A 15,027-nucleotide genomic window follows, 5' to 3' on the forward strand; every position below is an offset into this window, starting at 1 on the left:
ACCCCGACCCCGTCGACGGCTGACCCCATCAACCCGCCCCTTCCCGGGGCGGGCCGGGGCCGCGGGCGTCGGGCGCGGCGCGGCTGAGTCAGCCGGTGTGGGGGGAGAGCAGGTCCTCCAGCTGCTTCTCCCGCTCCGGGGCGGCGACGAACAGCAGCTCGTCGCCGGACTCCAGTGGGAGGTCGGGCAGCGGGCTGTGGACGTGCTTGCCGCGGATGATCGACACGAGCGAGGTGTCGACCGGCCAGGCGACGTCGGCGACGGCGGTGCCGACGATGGGTGAGTCGGCCGGCAGCGTGAGCTCGACCAGGTTCGCCTCGCCCTGACGGAAGCTGAACAGCCGGACCAGGTCGCCGACGCTCACCGCCTCCTCGACCAGCGCGCTCATGATCCGCGGCGTCGAGACCGAGACGTCGACGCCCCAGGACTCGTTGAACATCCACTCGTTGCGGGGGTGGTTCACCCGGGCCACCACGCGCGGCACGCCGAACTCGGTCTTGGCCAGCAGCGACACGACGAGGTTGACCTTGTCGTCGCCGGTGGCGGCGATGACGACGTTGCAGCGGTCCAGCGCCGCCTCCTCGAGCATGGACAACTCGCAGGCGTCGGCCAGCAGCCACTCGGCCTCCGGCACGCTGGCCGCCTTGATCGCCTTGGTCTCCTTGTCGATCAGCAGCACGTCGTGGCCGTTGGCCAGCAGCTCCGACGCGATCGAGCGGCCGACGTTGCCGGCACCGGCGATGGCGACGCGCATCAGATCTCCACCTCCGGATCCTTGGCCAGCACCTGCGCGACGTTGGGGATGCGCTCGGTGTTGACGAGCACGTGGACGAGGTCGCCGTCCTGCAGGACGGTGTTCGCGGTGGGCAGCAGGCCCTCGCCGTAGCGGGTGAGGAACGCCAGCCGGGCGCCGGAGGCGTCCTCCAGCTTGTCCACGGTCTGCCCGATCCAGCCGCTGCTGACGGGGAACTCGGCCAGCTGGACGGTGCCGGTGGGGTCGACCCACTCGGTCTGCGCGCCCTCCGGGAACAGCTTGCGCAGGATCTGGTCGGCGGTCCAGCGCACCGTCGCCACCGTCGGGATGCCCAGGCGCTGGTAGACCTCGGCCCGGCCGGGGTCGTAGATGCGGGCCACGACGTTGTCGACGCCGAACGTCTCGCGGGCCACCCGGGCGGCGAGGATGTTGGAGTTGTCGCCGCTGCTGACCGCGACGAACGCGTCGGCCCGCTCGATGCCGGCCTCGATCAGCACGTCGCGGTCGAACCCGACGCCGGCCACCGTCGAGCCCTCGAAGCCGGGCTGGAGCCGGCGGAACGCCTCGGGGTTCTGGTCGACGATCGCGACGGTGTGGTCGTGCGTCTCGAGGATGTGAGCGACGGTCGAGCCGACCCGGCCGCAGCCCATGATGACGACGTGCACTGTGGTCCTCTCACAACTCACCGGGGTGGCCGTTGCAGCCGACGTTACACGGCCCCGGCGGAAGGCATACCATTGCCGATCGTGCCGAGCCTCGGCGATCTGTCCAAGCGGCTGCTCATCGGTCGCAAGCTCCCCAGCGACCGCATGGGGCACACGCTGCTACCCAAGCGGCTGGCGCTGCCGGTGTTCGCGAGCGACCCGTTGTCGTCGGTCACGTACGCCACCCAGGAGATCCTCGTCATCCTGACCCTGGGCGGGCTGGCCTACCTGACGTACACGCCGTGGGTCGCCGCCGTTGTCGTGCTGCTGCTGATCACCGTCGTCCTGTCGTACCGGCAGCTGGTGCGGGCCTACCCGACCGGCGGCGGCGACTTCGAGGTCGCGAACACCAACCTGGGGCCGACGGCCGGCGTGATCGTCGCGAGCGCGCTGCTCATCGACTACATCCTGACGGTGGCCGTGTCGGTCTCCGCCGGCGTGGACAACCTGATCTCGGCGGTACCGGAGCTCAACGAGTACCGGGTGCCGATGGCCCTGGGCATCGTCGTGCTGCTGTCGGCGATGAACCTGCGCGGCATCCGCGAGAGCGGCACCGCATTCGCCATTCCCACCTACCTGTTCATCGTCGGCATCGGCGCGATGATCGTGTGGGGCCTGGGCAAGACGGTGTTCGGCGACGACCCGGTCGCGGCGTCGGCCCAGTACGACGTCCATGCCGAGATGACCGACCTCGGCGGCATCGCGCTGATGCTGCTGGTGCTGCGCGCGTTCGCGTCCGGCTGTACGGCGCTGACGGGGGTCGAGGCGATCGCCAACGGGGTGCCGGCGTTCCGCAAGCCGAAGGCGAAGAACGCCGCCGCCACGCTGGCGATCATGGGCACGCTGTCGATCACGATGTTCAGCGGCATCACCGCGCTGGCCGTCATCGCCGACGTCCGCTACGTCGAGAACTCCTGCGACCTTGTCGGCTTCGACTGCACGCAGCCGCAGCCGACCGTCATCTCGCAGCTGGCCGAGGCCGTCTTCGGCGGCGACACGATCCCCTTCTACTACATCCAGGGCGCGGCGGCGCTGATCCTGATCCTGGCCGCGAACACCGCGTTCAACGGCTTCCCGCTGCTCGGCTCGATCCTCGCGCAGTACCGGTACGCGCCGCGCCAGCTGCACACCCGCGGCGATCGGCTGGTGTTCAGCAACGGCATCATCGTCCTGGCGGTGCTGGCCGGCGTGCTGATCTTCGCCTTCGACGCCTCGGTGACCCGGCTGATCCAGCTGTACATCGTGGGCGTGTTCACCGCGTTCACGTTCGGCCAGACGGGCATGGTGCGGCACTGGAACCGGCTGCTGGCGGCCGGTCCGACGCCGGCCGAACGACGCCAGATCCTGCGCTCGCGGGTCATCAACGGCATCGGCGCGATCCTCACCGGCGTCGTGCTCGTCGTCGTGCTGATCACCAAGTTCGCCCACGGCGCCTGGCTCGTCGTCGCGATGATGCCGCTGCTGTTCCTGCTGATGCGCGGCATCCGGCGGCACTACGACACGACGAGCGAGGAGCTGGCGGTCGAGGACTGGCCGGCGGAGTCGCTGCTGCCGTCGCGGGTGCACGCCGTCGTGCTCGTGTCGCGGCTGCACAAGCCGACGGTGCGGGCCATCGCCTACGCGCGGGCGGCCCGGCCGGACATCCTCGAGGCGATCACCGTCGACGTCGACTCGCCGGCCACCGCGGCGCTGCTGGACGAGTGGGACCGCCACGACATCCCGGTGCCGCTGCGGGTGCTCGACTCGCCGTACCGGGAGATCGCCCGGCCGGTGGTCGAGTACGTGCGGGCGATCCGCCGGGCCAGCCCGCGCGACGTCGTGACGGTGTACGTGCCGGAGTACGTGGTCGGGCACTGGTGGGAGCGGCTCCTGCACAACCAGAGCGTGTTCTGGCTCAAGGGCCGGCTGCTGTTCACGCCCGGCGTCATGGTGACGAGCGTGCCGTGGCAGCTGCGCTCGGCGGCGTCGGCGAAGGCCAGGCAGGTCAAGCGGGTCCGGCGGGCGCCGGGCGACGTGCGACGGGGCGGGCCGCGCTGAGCGGCCGCGAACGCACCGTCCGGGGCGAGTCCGTCGCGGGCACGCAGGTCGAGGTCGACGTCGGCCCGGTCGCGCACGGCGGCGTCTGCGTCGCCCGGCACGAGGGCCGCGCCGTCTTCGTCCGGCACGCGCTGCCCGGCGAGCGGGTGCGGATCCAGGTCACGGAGGGGGGCACCGAGGACCGGTTCTGGCGCGCCGACGCGGTCGAGGTGCTGACGCCGTCGCCGGACCGGGTCGACCCGCCGTGCCCGTGGGCGGGTCCGGGCAAGTGCGGGGGCTGTGACTGGCAGCACGTCGCGGTGCCGGCGCAGCGGTCGCTGAAGGCGGCGGTCGTCGCCGAGCAGCTGGAGCGGCTGGCCGGACTGTCCTGGCCGGTCGACGTCGAGCCGGTTCCCGGTGACGCCGACGGGTTGGACTGGCGGACCCGCGTGACGTACGCCGTCGACGACGCCGGGCGGGCCGGGCTGCGGGCACACCGCTCGCACACCGTCGTGCCCATCGACTTCTGCCGCATCGCGCATGCCGACGCCCGCCTGGGCGACGAGCGATGGCCGGCCGGGTCGTCGGTCGAGGTGGTCGCCGCGAACACGGGGGAGCGGCAGGTCCTCGTCGACGGCGACGTGGTCGAGGGCCGCCGTCACGTCGTCGAGGAGGCGGCCGGGCGGCGCTGGCGGGTCAGTGGCGGCGGGTTCTGGCAGGTCCACCCGGGCGCGGCGAACACGCTGGTCGACGCCGTGCTCGACGGCGTCCAGGCTCGGCCCGGCGAGACCGCGCTGGACCTCTACTGCGGCGTCGGCCTGTTCGCCGGCGCGCTCGCCCCGCTCGTCGGCTCCGCCGGGACGGTGGTCGGCGTCGAGGGGTCGCGGCAGGCCATCGCCGACGCCCGGCGCAACCTGCACGACGTCCCCTGGGTGCGGCTGCTGGCCGGACGGGTGGACCGGGTGCTGGCCGGCACCGGGCCGGCCGGGGTGCCGGTCGCCGCCGACGTCGTCGTGCTGGACCCGCCGCGCGAGGGCGCGAAGGCCGCCGTCGTCCGCCGGATCGCCGAGCGCCGGCCCCGCGTCGTCGCCTACGTCGCGTGCGACCCGGCCGCGCTGGCCCGCGACCTCGCCACGTTCGCCGGCCTCGGCTACCGGCTCACCGGCCTGCGCGCGTTCGACCTGTTCCCGATGACGCACCACGTGGAGTGCGTCGCGATCCTCCACCCGGCCGGCGAAGTGGACTATCCTTGACGGCGGCGTGAAAACAGCGGCGACGCATCGGAGGTGAGGCGGCCATGCGCAGCGAACCTCCTAGTCATGCGCCGCAGGGCGCCGAGGTCCGGGGCAGCTGATGCCTGACGGCCGGGTGGTCCTGCGTCGTACGACCCCCGTCTCCGTCCGCACCTTCCTGGGAGCGTCGCCATGCCTCCTCGTCGTCAGCGTGCCCTGCGCGTCATCCGGCCGACCCTGCGCCGTCAGGGCCGCGACAACTCCGTGACCGACCACTCGACCGACGAGCCGGAAGCCACCGAGCGCCGGTCGAGCATCGTCGACGCCGCGCTCTACCGCGACGGCAAGCGCATCAGCACGCCCAGCTCGCTGGCCGAGACCTACCGCCAGCTGCGTGCCGACGCCGAGGCGATGGCCTGGATCGGCCTCTACAAGCCGAGCGACGCCGAGTTGTTGTCGCTGGCCGACGAGTTCGACCTGCACGAGCTCGCCGTCGAGGACGCCATGGAGGCGCACCAGCGGCCCAAGCTGGAACGATACGGCGACACGCTGTTCGTGGTGCTGCGCGCGGCCCGCTACCTCGACGCCGTCGAGGAGGTCGACTTCGCCGAGCTGCACCTGTTCGTCGGGCCCGGCTTCGTCATCACCGTCCGGCACGGCGCGGCCCCGAACCTGTCCATCGTCCGCCGTCGCATGGAGAACGACCCCGACCTGCTCCGGCTGGGTCCCGAAGCCGTGCTGTACGCAGTGCTCGACGCCGTGGTCGACGGCTACGTGCCGGTCGTCAACGGCGTCAGCAACGACGTCGACGAGATCGAGGTCCAGGTGTTCGGGCGCGACCCCAAGGTCACCCTGCGCATCTACGAGCTGTCGCGCGAGGTGCTGGAGTTCCAGCGGGCCACCCGGCCGCTGTCGGCGATGCTGTCGGGCCTGGAGGCCGGCTTCGAGAAGTACGGCACCGACGAGGAGCTGCAGCGCTACCTGCGCGACGTCGCCGACCACGCCACGGAGGTCACCGAGCGGGTCGACGGCTTCCGGCAGGTGCTGTCGGACATCCTCGCCGTCAACGCGACGCTGGTGACGCAGCAGCAGAACGAGGAGATGAAGTCGCTCACCGAGGCCAGCTTCGAGCAGAACGAGGAGCTCAAGAAGATCTCCGCCTGGGCCGCCATCCTGTTCGCGCCGACGCTGGTCGGCACCATCTACGGGATGAACTTCGACAACATGCCCGAGACGCACTGGAGCCTGGGCTACCCGTTCGCGGTGTTCCTCATGGCCATGGTCTGCGCCACGCTGTTCGTGGTCTTCCGGCGCAAGGGCTGGCTCTGATCCGGTTGAAGACGGGGCCGTGAAAGGCTGGACCCATGCAGCTTCGGATCTTCACAGAGCCCCAGCAGGGCGCGAGCTACGACGACCTGCTCGCCGTCGCGCAGGCGACCGAGCGGCTCGGCTTCGACGCCTTCTTCCGGTCCGACCACTACCTGAAGATGGGTGACATCAGCGGGCTGCCCGGCCCGACCGACGCGTGGACGACGCTGGCCGGGCTGGCCCGCGAGACGTCGCGGATCCGGCTCGGCACGCTCGTGACGGCGGCGACGTTCCGGCACCCCGGCGTGCTGGCGATCCAGGTCGCGCAGGTCGACCAGATGTCCGGCGGCCGGGTCGAGCTGGGGCTGGGCGCCGGCTGGTACGCGCGTGAGCACGAGGCGTACGGGATCCCGTTCCCGGAGCAGCGGTTCGGCCTGCTCGAGGAGCAGTTCGCCGTCGTCACCGGGCTGTGGAACACCGCGCCCGGGTCGACGTTCTCCTACTCCGGCGCGCACTACACGATCTCGGACTCGCCGGGGCTGCCCAAGCCGGTACAGCAGCCGGTGCCGCTGATCGTCGGCGGCAACGGCCCGCGCCGCACCCCCGCGCTGGCGGCCAGGTACGCCGCGGAGTACAACACGTCGTTCCCGGCCAAGGCCGAGATCGGCGACCGGTTCCTCGCCGTGCGCAAGGCGTGCGAGGAGGCCGGCCGCGACCCGGACTCGCTGGTCTACTCGGTCGCGCTGACCGCCGTCTGCGGCGCCGACGAGGCCGAGTACGCGCGGCGGGCCGCGGCGATCGGCCGCGACCCGGCGGAGCTGCGGGCGAAGAGCCTGGCCGGCACGCCGCAGGAGCTGGTCGACGGCATCAACGCCATCCGCGAGCTGGGCGGTTCCCGCGTCTACCTGCAGATCCTCGACCTGTCCGACCTCGATCACCTGGAGCTGATCGCGGCCGAGGTCGCACCGAACGTGTGATCACTCGACGGTGACCGACTTGGCCAGGTTGCGCGGCTTGTCCACGTCGTGGCCGAGCGCCAGGGCCGCGTGGTAGGCGATCAGCTGGAGCGGGATCGTCAGCAGCAGCGGGTCCAGCTCCGGCTCGCTCTTCGGCACGGTGACGACGTGCGTCGGCTCGACCCCGAGGCCGACGCCGTCGTGCGTCACCACCGTCAGCGGCCCGGAGCGGGCGGTGATCTCCTGCAGCGCGCCGAGGTTGCGTTCCAGCAGCTCGTCGGCCGGGACGATGGCGACGGTCGGCAGGTCGGGGCCGACCAGCGCCAGCGGGCCGTGCTTGAGCTCGGACGTCTGGTAGGCCTCGGCGTGCCGGTAGGAGATCTCCTTCAGCTTCTGCGCGCCCTCGCGGGCCACCGGGAAACCGCGGGTCCGGCCGACGAAGAACAGGCTGGGCGCGACGGCGAGGTCCTTCGCGACGGAGGCCAGGTGGTCCTCGTCGGCGAGGATCGTCTCGATCTGGTCCGGCAGCGCCTGCAGCGCGCCGATGAGGCGGCGGCCGTCGGCCGGTGAGACGTCGCGGATTCGGCCCAGGTGCAGGCCGAGCAGCGCGAAGCCGACCATCATGTTCGTCAGCGCCTTCGTCGACGCGACCGCGACCTCGGGGCCCGCGTGCAGGTAGACGCCGCCGTCGCACTCGCGCGCGATGCTCGACCCGACCGCGTTGACCAGGCCGATCACCCGGCCGCCCTTGCGCTTGAGCTCCTGGACGGCGACCAGCGTGTCGTACGTCTCGCCGGACTGGCTGACCGCGACGTAGAGCGTGTCCTTCTCGATCACCGGGTTGCGGTAGCGGAACTCCGAGGCCGGCTCGGCGTCGGCCGGGATGCGGGCGACCTCCTCGATGAACTGCGCGCCGGCCTGTCCGGCGTAGTAGGCCGAGCCGCAGCCGAGGATCTTCACCCGGCGGAACTCGCGCAGCTCGCGCGCGTCCATCTCCAGCCCGCCGAGCCGGACGGTGTGGAAGCGCTCGTCCAGCCGGCCCTTGAGGACGCGGCGGACGGCGTCGGGCTGCTCGGCGATCTCCTTGTGCATGAAGTGCGCGTGGCCGTCGGTGCCGTAGTCGGACGTGTCCCAGTCGACGGTGACCGCGGTCTTCGTCGTGCGGGCGTCGCGGGTGAACGTCTGGTAGCCGTCGGCCTTCAGGGTGGCGAGCTCGCCGTCGTCGAGGTGGACGACCTGCTTGGTGTAGCGGACGAGGGCGGCGGTGTCGCTGGCGACGTGCATCTCGCGGTCGCCGATGCCGAGGATGATCGGGCTGCCGTTGCGGGCGACGACGATCCGGTCCGGGTGCGCCTGGTCGAGGACGGCGAGGCCGTAGGTGCCCTCGATCCGGTCCAGTGCCGCCAGGACGGCGTTCTCCAGCGTCGGCTCGTCGCTGCGCTCGATCAGGTGCGCGAGGACCTCGGTGTCGGTGTCGGAGCTGAGCGTGACGCCGTCGGCCAGCAGCTCGGCGCGCAGCTGGGCGGCGTTGTCGATGATGCCGTTGTGCACGACGGCGACCCGGCCGCCCGCGCCGAGCTGCGGGTGGGCGTTGCGCTGCGACGGGACGCCGTGGGTGGCCCAGCGGGTGTGGCCGATGCCGGTCCTGCCGCCGAACCGCTTCGGCAGGCTGGCCTCCAGCTCGCGGACCCGCACGGCGTCGCGGTGCAGCCGGATCTCGTTCGGACCCAGCACGGCGACGCCGGCCGAGTCGTAGCCGCGGTACTCCAGCCGCGCCAGCCCGTCGACCAGGATGGGGGCGGCCGGCTTCGCGCCGACGTACCCGACGATTCCGCACATCTGTGGTTCCGTCCTCTCGTGCTTCTCAGCTCGTTGTTCGGCTCGTTCAGCCGTAGACGATGCGGCGCAGCTGCCGGGCCGACAGCTCCGGCGCGCGGACCGGGCGGTGCGCCAGCTCGGCCTGGATCCGCTCGAAGATCTCGTCGTTCTTGCCGCCGCGCAGTTGCAGCTCGTGGTGGCGGCGCCGGACGTAGTCCTCGACCGGCTCGGAGAAGTACGCCGCGACGTCGGCGACGACCCGCCGCGCCTCGCCGGGCGACAGCCCCGTCGTGCGGACGATCTGCTCGACGAGATCCGCGGCGTTGTGGGTCACGGGGGTTAGCGTGCCCGTCCGGCGCGCCGATTGCCAAGAATCTGCCCGGAATCGGGCAGGTTTCCTTCCTTAGCTGCCGGGCTGGACGAGGCCGGTCTCGTAGGCGATGACGACGGCCTGGGCGCGGTCGCGCAGGTCCAGTTTCATCAGGATCCGGCCGACGTGGGTCTTCACCGTCTGCTCGGCCAGCACGAGCGTCTCGGCGATCTCGCCGTTCGACCGGCCGGCGGCGATGAGCTTGAGCACCTCGGTCTCTCTCGGGGTGAGGACGCGCAGCTTCTCCGGCCGGGGCCGGTTCGGGTCCGGCCGGCGGGCGAAGTCGGCGATCAGCGTGCGGGTGATCCTCGGCGCCAGCAGCGCGTCGCCGGCCGCGACGACTCTGACGGCGTGGACGAGGTCGGCGGCGGGGGCGTCCTTGAGCAGGAAGCCGCTGGCGCCGGCCCGCAGCGCGTCGTACACGTAGTCGTCGAGGTCGAACGTGGTGAGCATGATGACGCGCGGGTGCCGGTCGCCGGGCGCCCTCATGATCCGCCGGGTCGCCTCCAGCCCGTCGAGCACCGGCATCCGGACGTCCATCAGCACCACGTCGGGGTGCTTGCGCCACACCGCGTCGACCGCCTCGGCCCCGTCGGCGGCGCTGCCGACCACGTCGATGTCGTCCTGCGCCGCCAGCAGCGCGCCGAAGCCCTCGCGCACCATCGCCTGGTCGTCCACGATCAGCACCGTGATGGTCATCGGCCGGCTCCCTCGTACGGCAGGACCGCCGTCACGGCGAACCCGCCGGTGGCCGTCGGCCCGGCGGTCAGCGTCCCGCCGACGACCGCCGCTCGCTCGTGCATACCCGGCAGCCCGTGCCCGCTCGGTGCCGTCGGCTTGCCGGCCGCGGCGGGCGCCGTGTTGTGGATCCGCAGCTCCACCGCGCGCGGCGTGTACGCCACGTCCACCGTCACCTCCGCGCCGGGCGCGTGCCGGACCGCGTTGGCCAGCGACTCCTGAACGATCCGGTACGCCGACAGCCCGACCGTCGCCGGCATCTCGGTCGGCGGCGTCCCGGTCGTCGTCAGCTCCACCACCACCCCCGACCGGCGCGCGCCGTCGACGAGGTCGCCGAGTTGCGCGAGGTCCGGCTGCGGCGCCAGCGCGACCGCCTCGTCCGTCCCGCGCAGCACGCCGAGCAGGCCGCGGATCTCGTCCAGCGCCTGCCGGGCCGACCCGCTGATCGACGCGAACTCCGCGCGCGCGTCGTCGCCGAGCCCGTCGAGCCGGTACGGGGCGGTCTCGGCCTGGACGACGACCATCGACATGTGGTGCGCGACGACGTCGTGCAGGTCGCGGGCGATGCGGCTACGTTCCTCGAGGATCGTGCGGCGGGCCTTCTCCAGCTCGCTGAGCTCGGTCTGGCGTTCGAGGTCGCCGATGGTGGTGCGGCGGGAGCGGACGAGGTCGCCGATGACCGCGGTCGCCGACGCCGCGACGATCATCGTCACCGCCGTCCCCGGGTCGTCGCCGGTGCCGGTGAGCATGGCCGCGACGGTGATCGCCCACGCGCACACCGTCGTCCACCGGTCGTACCGCGCGGCGACGAAGAACACCGTCGCGAGCCAGATCCACTGGAAGATCACCGGCCAGGCGCCGTTGTACTCACCGTCGCTCGGTGTGCCCAACGCGATCAGGACGACGCCGAGGACGGTGGCGATGCGCCAGCCGATGAGCGGCCGCCGGTCGACCAGGCCGGCCGGCACCGCCATCGCCAGCCCGGCGACCGGCACCAGCAGCGGGTGGATCGCGACCGACGCCTCGACCGTCGAGATCGCCGTCCAGAACACGACGAACGCGGCCAGCCACGGGACGTAGCGGCGCACCCACGGCGCGACGGCGCCGCCCGGGCCGGCCTTTGGTGGCGGCCCCCAGTCGGCGACGACCTGTCTGAGTCCGGCGCGCAGCAGCGCCGGCAGGTCGCCGGGCGCCACCGGCACGGCCGGGGTCGGTGCGACGCGGAGCGCCGGGATGCGGCGGGCGACCATTCCCGCCACCCCGACCACGGCCGCGCCGACCGCCCAGCCCGCGCGCAGGTCGTCCGGCACGGAGAGGGCGAACAGGAAGGCGGTCGCGACGGTCGCCACCACGGGGACGGCGAGCTCGCCGAACAGTCGCGCTGCCCGCCCTCGCCTCGCGCCGCCCACCCCGTCGGTCTCGTCGGCGGCGCCGTCCGGGTCGTCGGCCGATCGCGCCCAGGGCTGCGGCTGGAGTCCCGTCGCGACCAGCAGCGCCAGCAGCACCACTCCGTGCACCGCCGGCCACGGCCACGGATCGCCGTCGACGACGTCGTAGCTGCGCGACACGATCAGCGCCGCTGTGGCGGACAGCAGCCAGCCGAGCGCCGGCAGCGTCGTGATCAGGCCAAGCGGGAGCGCCGCGGCGGCCGCCACCAGCGGCGTCGCGCTCAGCGGCACGTCCACCACGTCGCCTGCCGTCTGCAGGGTGACGACGAACGCGGCCGCGGCGCCCAGCCATGGCAGCCACGAGCCGATGGTGCGCCGTTCGCCGTTCACGCCCCACACATTAGGGCGGAGCCGGCGGCCGCGCGTCGTACTACGGGGGTGTCCCTCAGGGGATACCAGCGGGGTACGCCGAAGCTGGCTCCGCAGCGGGACGATCGGCCGCGGCCCCGTTCCTAGCGTCCGGCGGCATGAGGAATCGGATCGGACTTCTGCTGGCCGCGATACTCGCCTCGTTCGCGCTGACGGGCGCCGGCCAGGTCCAGACGCCGTCGGCGCCGCAGAACGAGCCGGCCGCCCACGCGGTCGCCGTCCTCACCGGCCGTGGTGCCGCCGCAGCCGGCTCGGACAGTGACCTGGCGGCTGCGCTTCCCGCGGACTTCGCCGCGGTCATGGGCTACCGGCCGGTCGCGGTGACCGAGCCGGACGGCTCCGTGCACCTGACCGATCCGGACGGCGGCTGCTCCTGGCTCGGCGACACGACCTACGACTTCGGCCGCGCCTGCCGCTCCCACGATCTCGGCTACGACCTGCTCCGCTACGCGACCGTGAAGGGCGGCGAGCTGGGCCCGTGGGCCCGCCGGGCGGTCGACGACCGGTTCGCCGCCGACCTGCGGGCTCGCTGCGCCGCGGTGGACGGCGGCGCAGGTTGCGCGGCACTCGCCCGCGTGACCGCCGGCGCCGTCGGCTTCAACTCGTGGCGGCAGGGCTACGGGAACCCGGGCGACGAGGCGGTCTGGCCCTACCTGGTCTCGGCCGTGCTGATCGCCGGTGCCGCCGTCGGTCCGTCGATCGCGCAGCGGTTTCGCGGCCGGGGGTCACGATGAGCCGGCCCGGCGCGACCGCCGGTCGGGCAGTGGCTCCCGGCCCGGCGGCGACGCCCGCCCGGCCGGTGGCCTCCGGCCGGGCGGCGACCAACGGCCGGCCGGAATCCGTGCCGCCGGCCCTCGCGGCCTCGCCTGGCTCGCTGTTGCCTCGCCCGGCGGCAACGGTGCCGTTGGTGTCCGTGGCGTCGCCTCGCCCGGTGGCGACTGTGCCGTCGGTCCCCGCGGCGTCGCCTCGCTCGCCGTTGCCCCGACCGGCGGCAACCGTGCCGCCGGCTCCCGCGGCGTCGCCTCGCCCGGTGGCAACGGTGCCGTTGGTGTCCGCGGCGTCGCCCCGACCGGCGGCAACCGTGCCGCTGGCCTTCGCGGCGTCGCCTCGCCCGGCGGCAACCGTGCCGCCGGTCTCCGCTGCGTCGCCGACGGCGCCGGGCGAGGTCGCGGCCGTGACCGGTCGCGCGGGCTCGATGGCTCCCGAGGCCGTTCGGCAGGGGAGCGGGGCGTCGCGGGATCGCCTGGTCGATCTGGTCCGCGCGGCCAGCCTGGCGATCGTGGTCGTCGGGCACTGGCTGATGGCGTCGGTGTCCGTGTCGCCCGACGGCCGGTTGGCGCCGGAGAACGCGCTCACCGAGCTGACCACCCTCCGCCCGGCGACGTGGGTGCTGCAGGTGATGCCGCTGTTCTTCATGGCCGGCGGGTTCGCCAACCTGACCGTCTGGCAGCGCACGACGTCGGCCGGCGATGGTCACTGGACGTTCGTGCGATCGCGGCTGACGAGGTTGTGGCGGCCGGTCACGCGGTTCCTGCCGGCGGTCCCGGCCGTCGGGATGGTGGCGTACGCCGCCGGACTGCCCGCGCGCGACGCCGTGGCGCTGGGCGTGCTGCTGGTGCAGCCGTTGTGGTTCCTGGCGGTCTACACCGGGATCATCGTGGTCGCGCCACTGCTGCTGCGCTGCCACGCCGTCGCGCCTCGGACCGTCCTCGGCGTGCTCGCGGTGGGTGCGGTCGTCGTGGACGTGGTGCGGCTCGCCGGCGGTCCAGCGATCGTCGCGACCGCGAATCTGGCGTTCGTCTGGCTCTTCGCCCACCAACTCGGGGTCTGCCATGCCGACGGCCGGCTGGCGGCGGTGCCGCGGCGCCGGTGGTGGGCCGTGGTGGCTGCCGCCGTGGGCGTGCTGATCCTGCTGACCGGCCCCGGACCGTATCCGGTCAGCATGGTCGGTCTGCCCGGGCAGTTGTCGAACATGTCGCCGCCGACGGTGTGCCTCCTCGTTCTCAGCATCGGGCAGGGCGCAGCCGTCCTGCTGGCCCGTCCGTGGCTGCTGTCCTGGCTGCGACGACCGGCGCCGTGGGCCGCGGTCGAGCGGTTCGGCTCGGTCGCCATGACGGTGTACCTGTGGCATCTGACGGTGCTGGTGGCCGCGTTCGGCGCGCTGCTCGCCGGCGGTCACGTGCCGCCGCAGCCGGGCAGCGCGACGTGGTGGCTGACCCGGCCGGCGTGGCTCGCGACCCTGGCGATGCTGCTGGTCGCCCTGGTCGTGGTGGGGGAGCTGCTGTCGCGGCTGATCCGCCGGGCCGGTGCGCGAGGCCGGCCCCGCCGCTGATCCCGCGGCCGATCCCGGAGCTGGGCGGGCGGAGCCGGCCGCTCGGGTCCTGGTGGCGGCCGCGCCCGCATCACGGGAGGCTTCGGCGCCGGCCGTCGATCGGAACGGCCGCAGTCGGCTGGGGTCATGGCAGTGGCACCTCCACGGTGAGGGGTTCGGGCGCACGGAACTCGTGGTGGGCGGCGTCCGGCGGAAGGACGACCGTGCCGGTCGGCCGGTAGGCGAGCGTCACCGAGACCACGTCGTCGGGGACGAGGAAGGCGAGGACGTCGTCAGGCGTGGGCGGATAGGCCGGCGTGGCCACTCCGGCGTCGTGGGTGACGGTCCAACTGGCGGCCGCGTCGAGGCGAGCTCGCCAGGACGTGTTGGCGGGCTGGCGCAGATGGCCCTCGACGCGGATGACCAGCCACGCGTGGCCGGGAGGCGCCCAGCCTTCGAAGCGGTCGAACGGCGCCAGGTAGATCTCGGCGATCCGGCCGCCGTAGCCGACGTCGAGGCCGCCCCGGGTGAGGTCGCCGGCGCCGGTGCCGAACTCGGCCTCGAGCTGTGCCTGCGTGCGCACCGCGAGGGTCCGTGGCGGCCAGGCCGGCACCGTCGCCGGCACGACGCTGGGCCGGTCGTACGCGACCCGTGACACCGATGACGTCACCTCGCCGGTACGCAGGTCGAGACGCTGGTCGACTCCGTCGACGGTGGCCACGATGGCGGGCTCGGCATCGGCGGGCAGCGTGGCGATGAGCAGGTGGTCCGTGGCCGGACGATCGCCGCACGGCAGTTCGTCGCAGCGGACGACCGCCGGCTCGCCGTCGCGCAGGACGGGCAGGCGCTCGGAGCCGGCCTCGAGCCAGAGCGTCGTCGTGGCGTCACGGGGCGGGCGGTCCGGACCGGCCCCGACGGAGAACGGGTCGCGGGACGGGGCGAGCGCCGGGGGAGCGGCCACCGTCACCCGCCAGACCCGCGTGACCAGTCCGCCGTCCGACCC

The 15,027-nt window shown here is 73.2% G+C and carries 12 protein-coding genes and 1 pseudogene; 6 read left to right on the forward strand and 7 right to left on the reverse strand.

Features of this window, described 5'->3' with window-relative positions; translation table 11 throughout:
- Positions 1 to 88 precede the first annotated feature (88 nt).
- Both C1I92_RS30510 and C1I92_RS30515 read right to left on the reverse strand, forming a co-directional pair.
- Positions 89 to 754 (reverse strand): potassium channel family protein, encoded by a 666-nt coding sequence (locus tag C1I92_RS30510; RefSeq protein WP_111258402.1) that lies wholly within the window; start codon positions 752 to 754, stop codon positions 89 to 91.
- A complete protein-coding gene (locus tag C1I92_RS30515; protein ID WP_111258403.1) occupies positions 754 to 1,419 on the reverse strand; it encodes a potassium channel family protein in 666 nt (221 codons plus the stop codon). The genes C1I92_RS30510 and C1I92_RS30515 overlap by 1 nt, the downstream gene beginning before the upstream one ends.
- 144 nt (positions 1,420 to 1,563) lie before the next feature.
- Between C1I92_RS30515 and C1I92_RS30520 the strand changes: the two genes are divergently transcribed.
- The 4 genes from C1I92_RS30520 to C1I92_RS30535 all read left to right on the forward strand — a co-directional run bounded on the left by C1I92_RS30520 (position 1,564) and on the right by C1I92_RS30535 (position 6,991).
- The gene (locus C1I92_RS30520; RefSeq protein WP_111258413.1) at positions 1,564 to 3,495 is read left to right on the forward strand and encodes an APC family permease; all 1,932 of its coding nucleotides are present in this window, start codon (positions 1,564 to 1,566) and stop codon (positions 3,493 to 3,495) included.
- Positions 3,492 to 4,727, forward strand: a complete 1,236-nt coding sequence (locus C1I92_RS30525) for a class I SAM-dependent RNA methyltransferase (protein WP_111258412.1) — start codon at positions 3,492 to 3,494, stop codon at positions 4,725 to 4,727. Before C1I92_RS30520 ends, C1I92_RS30525 begins: the two co-directional genes overlap by 4 nt.
- Before the next feature lie 171 nt (positions 4,728 to 4,898).
- Positions 4,899 to 6,035 (forward strand): magnesium and cobalt transport protein CorA, encoded by a 1,137-nt coding sequence (locus C1I92_RS30530; RefSeq protein ID WP_111258404.1) that lies wholly within the window; start codon positions 4,899 to 4,901, stop codon positions 6,033 to 6,035.
- 35 nt (positions 6,036 to 6,070) lie between these two features.
- Positions 6,071 to 6,991, forward strand: a complete 921-nt coding sequence (locus C1I92_RS30535; RefSeq protein ID WP_111258405.1) for an LLM class F420-dependent oxidoreductase — start codon at positions 6,071 to 6,073, stop codon at positions 6,989 to 6,991.
- On the opposite strand, the gene glmS is transcribed toward C1I92_RS30535, so the two are convergent.
- From glmS to C1I92_RS35890, 4 genes are all read right to left on the reverse strand, one after another.
- Entirely contained in the window at positions 6,992 to 8,809 is a 1,818-nt protein-coding gene (gene glmS, locus C1I92_RS30540; RefSeq protein ID WP_111258406.1) for a glutamine--fructose-6-phosphate transaminase (isomerizing), read from the reverse strand.
- Positions 8,810 to 8,855: 46 nt separating this feature from the next.
- A complete protein-coding gene (locus tag C1I92_RS30545; protein ID WP_111258407.1) occupies positions 8,856 to 9,122 on the reverse strand; it encodes a hypothetical protein in 267 nt (88 codons plus the stop codon).
- A 69-nt stretch (positions 9,123 to 9,191) separates the two neighbouring features.
- Positions 9,192 to 9,857, reverse strand: a complete 666-nt coding sequence (locus C1I92_RS30550) for a response regulator (RefSeq protein WP_111258408.1) — start codon at positions 9,855 to 9,857, stop codon at positions 9,192 to 9,194.
- Positions 9,854 to 11,674, reverse strand: coding sequence for a sensor histidine kinase (locus C1I92_RS35890; RefSeq protein WP_199521759.1), 1,821 nt, complete (start codon positions 11,672 to 11,674; stop codon positions 9,854 to 9,856). Before C1I92_RS35890 ends, C1I92_RS30550 begins: the two co-directional genes overlap by 4 nt.
- Before the next feature lie 137 nt (positions 11,675 to 11,811).
- On the opposite strand from C1I92_RS35890, the gene C1I92_RS30560 reads away from it, so the two are divergent.
- Positions 11,812 to 12,447: a phospholipase A2 family protein gene (locus C1I92_RS30560; RefSeq protein ID WP_111258409.1), complete on the forward strand. Its 636-nt coding sequence runs from the start codon at positions 11,812 to 11,814 to the stop codon at positions 12,445 to 12,447.
- Between the two features lie 440 nt (positions 12,448 to 12,887).
- Complete coding sequence (locus C1I92_RS30565; protein WP_146605343.1) at positions 12,888 to 14,045, forward strand: acyltransferase family protein; 1,158 nt, start codon at positions 12,888 to 12,890, stop codon at positions 14,043 to 14,045.
- 124 nt (positions 14,046 to 14,169) lie between these two features.
- Here C1I92_RS30565 and C1I92_RS34130 read toward each other — a convergent pair.
- Positions 14,170 to 15,027 (reverse strand): annotated as a pseudogene (locus C1I92_RS34130) (hypothetical protein); the annotation flags it as partial.

The organism is Jiangella anatolica, assembly GCF_003236295.1.
GTDB lineage: Bacteria > Actinomycetota > Actinomycetes > Jiangellales > Jiangellaceae > Jiangella > Jiangella anatolica.

Coding starts and splice junctions, on each gene's coding strand:
- C1I92_RS30510 (WP_111258402.1), bottom strand. CDS start 754: ATGCGCGTCGCCATCGCCGGTGCCGGCAACGTCGGCCGCTCGATCGCG.
- C1I92_RS30530 (WP_111258404.1), top strand. CDS start 4,899: ATGCCTCCTCGTCGTCAGCGTGCCCTGCGCGTCATCCGGCCGACCCTG.
- C1I92_RS30535 (WP_111258405.1), top strand. CDS start 6,071: ATGCAGCTTCGGATCTTCACAGAGCCCCAGCAGGGCGCGAGCTACGAC.
- C1I92_RS30550 (WP_111258408.1), bottom strand. CDS start 9,857: ATGACCATCACGGTGCTGATCGTGGACGACCAGGCGATGGTGCGCGAG.
- glmS (WP_111258406.1), bottom strand. CDS start 8,809: ATGTGCGGAATCGTCGGGTACGTCGGCGCGAAGCCGGCCGCCCCCATC.
- C1I92_RS30520 (WP_111258413.1), top strand. CDS start 1,564: ATGGGGCACACGCTGCTACCCAAGCGGCTGGCGCTGCCGGTGTTCGCG.
- C1I92_RS30560 (WP_111258409.1), top strand. CDS start 11,812: ATGAGGAATCGGATCGGACTTCTGCTGGCCGCGATACTCGCCTCGTTC.